Annotated in this window: 4 protein-coding genes; all 4 read left to right on the top strand. The window is 65.9% G+C overall.

The genetic code is table 11. The annotated features are described in order from the left end of the window. The coding region (locus ACLL9L_RS04975) for a hypothetical protein (protein ID WP_411283542.1) at positions 1 to 193 on the top strand (193 nt) is incomplete at its 5' end. 415 nt (positions 194 to 608) lie between these two features. Continuing rightward, positions 609 to 1340, top strand: a complete 732-nt coding sequence (locus ACLL9L_RS04980; protein ID WP_411283543.1) for a DUF6629 family protein — start codon at positions 609 to 611, stop codon at positions 1338 to 1340. After that, positions 1337 to 2926: an oleate hydratase gene (locus tag ACLL9L_RS04985; protein WP_411283544.1), complete on the top strand. Its 1590-nt coding sequence runs from the start codon at positions 1337 to 1339 to the stop codon at positions 2924 to 2926. Before ACLL9L_RS04980 ends, ACLL9L_RS04985 begins: the two co-directional genes overlap by 4 nt. 208 nt (positions 2927 to 3134) lie before the next feature. After that, positions 3135 to 4349, top strand: a complete 1215-nt coding sequence (locus tag ACLL9L_RS04990) for a class I SAM-dependent methyltransferase (RefSeq protein ID WP_411283545.1) — start codon at positions 3135 to 3137, stop codon at positions 4347 to 4349. Positions 4350 to 4938: the final 589 nt, after the last annotated feature.

Genomic DNA, 4938 nt, shown 5'->3' on the forward strand with positions numbered 1-4938 from the left:
GGTGTACGTCGCGCGAACCTCCCTCGACACCAGCAGCGCCGGTGGCCTCGCCGTGTTGACGACAGCAGGGGTGACGTCAGTCGGCTGGATGACCGTCGTCAACTTCATGATCCGCTCTGCCTTCAGGTGGGCGCTGTTCGCCCTCTCTGCGATGTGGGCCGTGGGACTGCTGGTGGGCGTTGCTGCTCGGTGATGAAGCAGCTGCGCCGGCAGCCGACGACCGGGTCAATCCGAGAAGGGGGGGCGAAGGTCCCTGTGAGCACGGTGCGACAGCGATGAGACTCGGTGAAGCGGCCCGACGAGGTGGGGGCGCGCTCGCAGGAGGAGATCTTTGTGTTGATGGGTAGCAGTGGCGTCCCGGTTGTCGACGTGACGGATCGTCAACATCATCCCGGTCAAACCTGCTGCGAGGGGGGTCGCTGGTGAGACCTTCCTGCAGTTCGTCACGCCGTGGCCCCAAAGAATTCTGCAGGATCCGACCTCTGCGAGATTTCGGTTCCTGGCGCAGCCGACACAGTGATGTGGAGTCAGAGTCCCAGCAGTGCAGGTAGCCGCGTGCTCGTCCGGTCGTCCTGGCACGCTCCGAACACCTATCCGAGAGGGCCCACATGTGTTTTTCAGCAGCCGCAAGCTTCACGGCCGGTGCCGCGCTCAGCGCTGTCGGTGTCCTCACGGTGCGACGGTCCCGGGGGGCGGCCGAACTTCCTGTCGCTCTGGTCCCGCTGCTGTTCGGCATCCAGCAGATCACCGAGGGCGTGGTGTGGCTGGGTCTGGACAACGACCTGCCCCGCGTTACCTCGTGGGCGACCTACGTCTACTCGATGTTCTCCCACGTGCTTTGGCCCTTCTTCGTGCCGTTCGCGATCCTGTTGGTCGAAACCAGCCGACGGCGACGGAAAATTTTGAGCGGCTTCGTGCTCCTGGGGCTCGGCGTGGCTCTCTACCTGCTGTTCTTCATCGTCCGCTTCCCGGTCATCGCACGGGTCGCCGGCCGCAGCATCTTCTATGACTCACCGCACTTCTACATCGGCGCAGTCATCGTCATCTACCTGCTGGCCACGTGCGTCAGCGGCCTGTTCTCCAGCCACCGCTGCATCAGCATCTTCGGTGCGCTGGCGTTCATCCTGGCCATCGCGGCATACCAGGTCTCGGCCCAGACGTTCGTGTCGGTCTGGTGCTTCTTCGCGGCGATCTTGAGCCTGCTCATCCTCATCCACTTCAGCGGCCCCATGCAGTCCTGCCGCCCGGCACTGGCGCATCTCAGGGCTCGGGACGCATCGTGCCCATCGGGCGGCCCGTCCGGGCGAGCCCGAAGACCCACCGAGAGGGAAACACCATGACAACACCCACCACACATCCACACGCCTACCTCGTGGGCGCAGGTATTGCGACGCTGTCCGCCGCCGCATTCTTGATCAGGGACGCCGGCTTCGACGGCGCGGACATCACCATCCTGGAGGAAATGGGGTATGGAGGCGGTTCCCTGGACGGCTCCAGCCGCCGGCAGGACGCCTACGTGAGCCGCGGTGGCCGGATGCTCGAGGAGGAGGCATACGTCAGCCTGTGGAACCTGCTGGATTCCATACCGACACTGAGTGACCCGTCCGTCTCGGTGAAGGAGGAGATCTGGCAGTTCAACAAGGAGTGGCCACCCGAGGCCCACGCCCGATTGATCGACTCCACACCCGCGATCCTCGACGCGACGCAGCTCGGCTTCAACGTCGTCGACCGCAGCCAGATGGCGCGGTTGCTGGCCACGCCGGAGCACGTCATCGGGGCTCGCCGTATCGACGACTTCTTCTCCGAACATTTCTTTGCCACCAACTTCTGGGCCATGTGGCGCACCACCTTCGCCTTCCAGAACTGGCACAGCGCGATCGAGCTCAAGCGTTACCTCCTGCGCTTTGCGCAGGAGCTCCCACGGATTCACACGTTGGCCGGGGTACGACGCACCAGGCTCAACCAGTACGACTCCATCGTGGCCCCGATCCAGCGCTGGCTGGCCGAGCGTGGTGTCGTCATGGAGTACGGGACAAGGGTCACCGACGTGGACTTCTCCGGCGGTGGCGGCGGGCGGCGGGTGACGCGCATCTGCTACAAGCGCCACAGCGTGCCCGGCTCCTACGATTTGGGCCCGGACGACTACGCATTCATCACGCTCGGGTCGATGACTGCGGACTCCACCTATGGCGACGACGACCACGCGCCCGAACTCATCCGCGATCGACGTGACGGCGGTTTCGAGCTGTGGGAGACCATCGCCTCGAAGGCGCCGGACTTCGGCCGGCCGAACACCTTCGACGGCAATGTCGATGAGTCGAAGTGGGAGTCGTTCACCCTCACGATGCGAGACCCGCTCCTGCTTCGCCGCATCCAGGAGATGTCCGGGAACGTGCCCGGTACGGGAGGGCTGATGACCTTCACCGAGTCGAGTTGGCTGATGTCCGTCGTGGTGCCGCATGCGCCCCACTTCGACCAGCAACCTGAGGGGGTGTCCACGCTCTGGGGCTATGGGTTGTTCCTTGACGCGGTGGGTGACCACGTGCCCACGACGATGGCCAAGGCCACCGGCCAGGAGATTCTCACGGAGCTGGTCCATCACCTCGGTTTCACCGACGCCCTGGAGCAGATCCGGGCCACGACGACAGTGGTACCCGTCATGATGCCGTACATCACCAGCCAGTTCGCCCGCCGCAAGGTTGAAGACCGGCCCCTGGTCGTCCCGCACGGATCCGAGAACTTCGCCTTCCTCGGCCAGTACACCGAGATTCCCGAGGACGTCGTCTTCACTGTCGAGTACTCGGTGCGGGGGGCCATGCACGCCGTCTACGAGCTCTTGGGCGTCGACAAGCAGATCCCCGGCATCTACCACGCCTACGCCCACCCCAAGGTGGTCCTTGACATGGCCAGGAAAGCCTTCGCCTAGTCAAGGGGACGGCGAGGAAGTCACCCGCGCGGTAATCCAGAGCAATTGAGGAGTCGATGTGGACGTGTCCGAGGGTGTCGCCCGAGGCCCCGAGTCGGGGCCGCCGGTTCACTTCGGGTCGTCGGGCGCCGCGACTGGTGTCCTCTCGATCCTGCAGGCTGCGGTGGGGGGACCGTTGCCGATCCGGATCAGGTGTTGGGACGGGTCAGTGGCAGGCGACTCTGATGCGCCAGCCGCGCTGGTGTTCGTCCGCAGGCGGGGCCTGCGCCGGCTGCTGTGGGCTCCCAACGAACTCGGCCTGGTCCGCGCCTACGTCTCGGGGGACGTGCACTTCGAGGGCGACATCTTCGCCGTGCTCGATCTGCCGGATGTCATTCAACGGGTCGCGCGTCATCAGGCCATCGGCCTGAGTTCGCGCCAGCGCCTGGCAGCCGCGGTCTGCGCCGCTCGGATGGGTGCGATAGGACCGCCGCCGCGCCCGCCGGCGGAGGAGATGCGTCGACGCCGTGGCCGCCTCCACAGCAGCGCCCGGGATGCACAGTCGGTGTCGCACCATTACGACGTCGGCAATGAGTTCTACCGACTGATCCTGGGTCCGAGCATGGTCTACTCCTGCGCCTACTGGGTGCACGAGCCCGGTCCGGACCACCACCTCGATGAGGCCCAGCAGGACAAGTGCGAACTGGTATGCACCAAGCTGGGCCTGCGCCAAGGGATGCGGCTGCTGGACGTGGGCTGCGGCTGGGGCTCACTGGCCATTCACGCCGCAGCCCGGCACGGCGTGAGCGTCGTCGGGGTCACGGTGAGCCGGGAGCAGGCAATGCTGGCTCGCGAGCGAGTCGACGCGGCAGGCCTTGGCGACCTCGTGGAGATCCGGCTACAGGACTATCGCGACGTCGACGACGGACCGTACGACGCCATCTCGAGCGTGGGGATGTCCGAGCACGTGGGAAGCGCCCAACTTCGGGCATACAGCAAAATCCTGTTCGACCTGCTGCGACCCGGCGGACGGCTGCTCAACCACGCCATCGCCTCGGTCCGATCACTGTCCCCAGCCGTGAAAGCCCAGCCAGGCTTCATCGACAGCTACATCTTCCCCGACGGCGAAGTCGTCACGCTCAGCACCACGCTTGGCGCGCTCGAGCAGGTCGGTTTCGAGGTGCGTGACGTCGAGGCGCTGCGCGAGCACTACGGGCTGACGCTGCGCGCCTGGGTGAACAACCTACGCGAGTCATGGCAGGAGGCGCAGCGACTCGTGCCCCCATCACGAGCACGGACGTGGCTGCTCTACCTCGCCGCGTCCGCGCTCGCCTTCGAGCACGGAAACCTCACCATCCACCAAGTCGTCGCAGTCCGGCAAGGCGAACACGAAGCCAGCAGCCTTCCCCTCACCCGAGGCCAGTGGCTCAGCGCGGCGCCATAAGGGCTCGGCCAGGGCCAAGGAGACATCGAGAGCGTTCGTCATCTTGACGTGCGGACAGGCCTTCTCGCGGTAGGCCATACATGTTCGGGCCACAAGTGGGCGGCCGCCCTCGCGGGCGGGGGGGTGGCACGCGGCCCGGTCGAGCCAGCACCTTCATCAATCCTTCAGAGATTCGCGCCGTGTCCTTCACGTTGGGGTGCGAGGTTGGAGGTGCAACGAGGCAACAGGATCGGGGCACCGCCCCAGTCGCGAGGCCTCAGTATTCCAAGGAGCACACCATGACACGCTTCATCCAGGAGAACTGGATCGTGATCCTCTTCGTGGTGGCCATGTTGGCCATGCACCTGGGTCACCGCGGCGGGCATGGTGGTGGGCAGCATGGTGGTGCGGGCGGATGCGGCAGAGGTCACGCGGGGCACCAGGACACGTCCTCGGCGGGAGAGCCGCGGTCGCAGCCCGACAGCCGCACCGGCGGGAACCCGACACCCCAAGCGTCGACACCCCAGGACTCAACACCCCAGGCCTCGAGACCCCAGGACTCGGCCCCACCCCGCGAAGCAACAGCTGCACTCCCCTTGCCGGCGCACCA

The organism is Lapillicoccus sp., assembly GCF_046595215.1.
GTDB lineage: Bacteria > Actinomycetota > Actinomycetes > Actinomycetales > Dermatophilaceae > Lapillicoccus.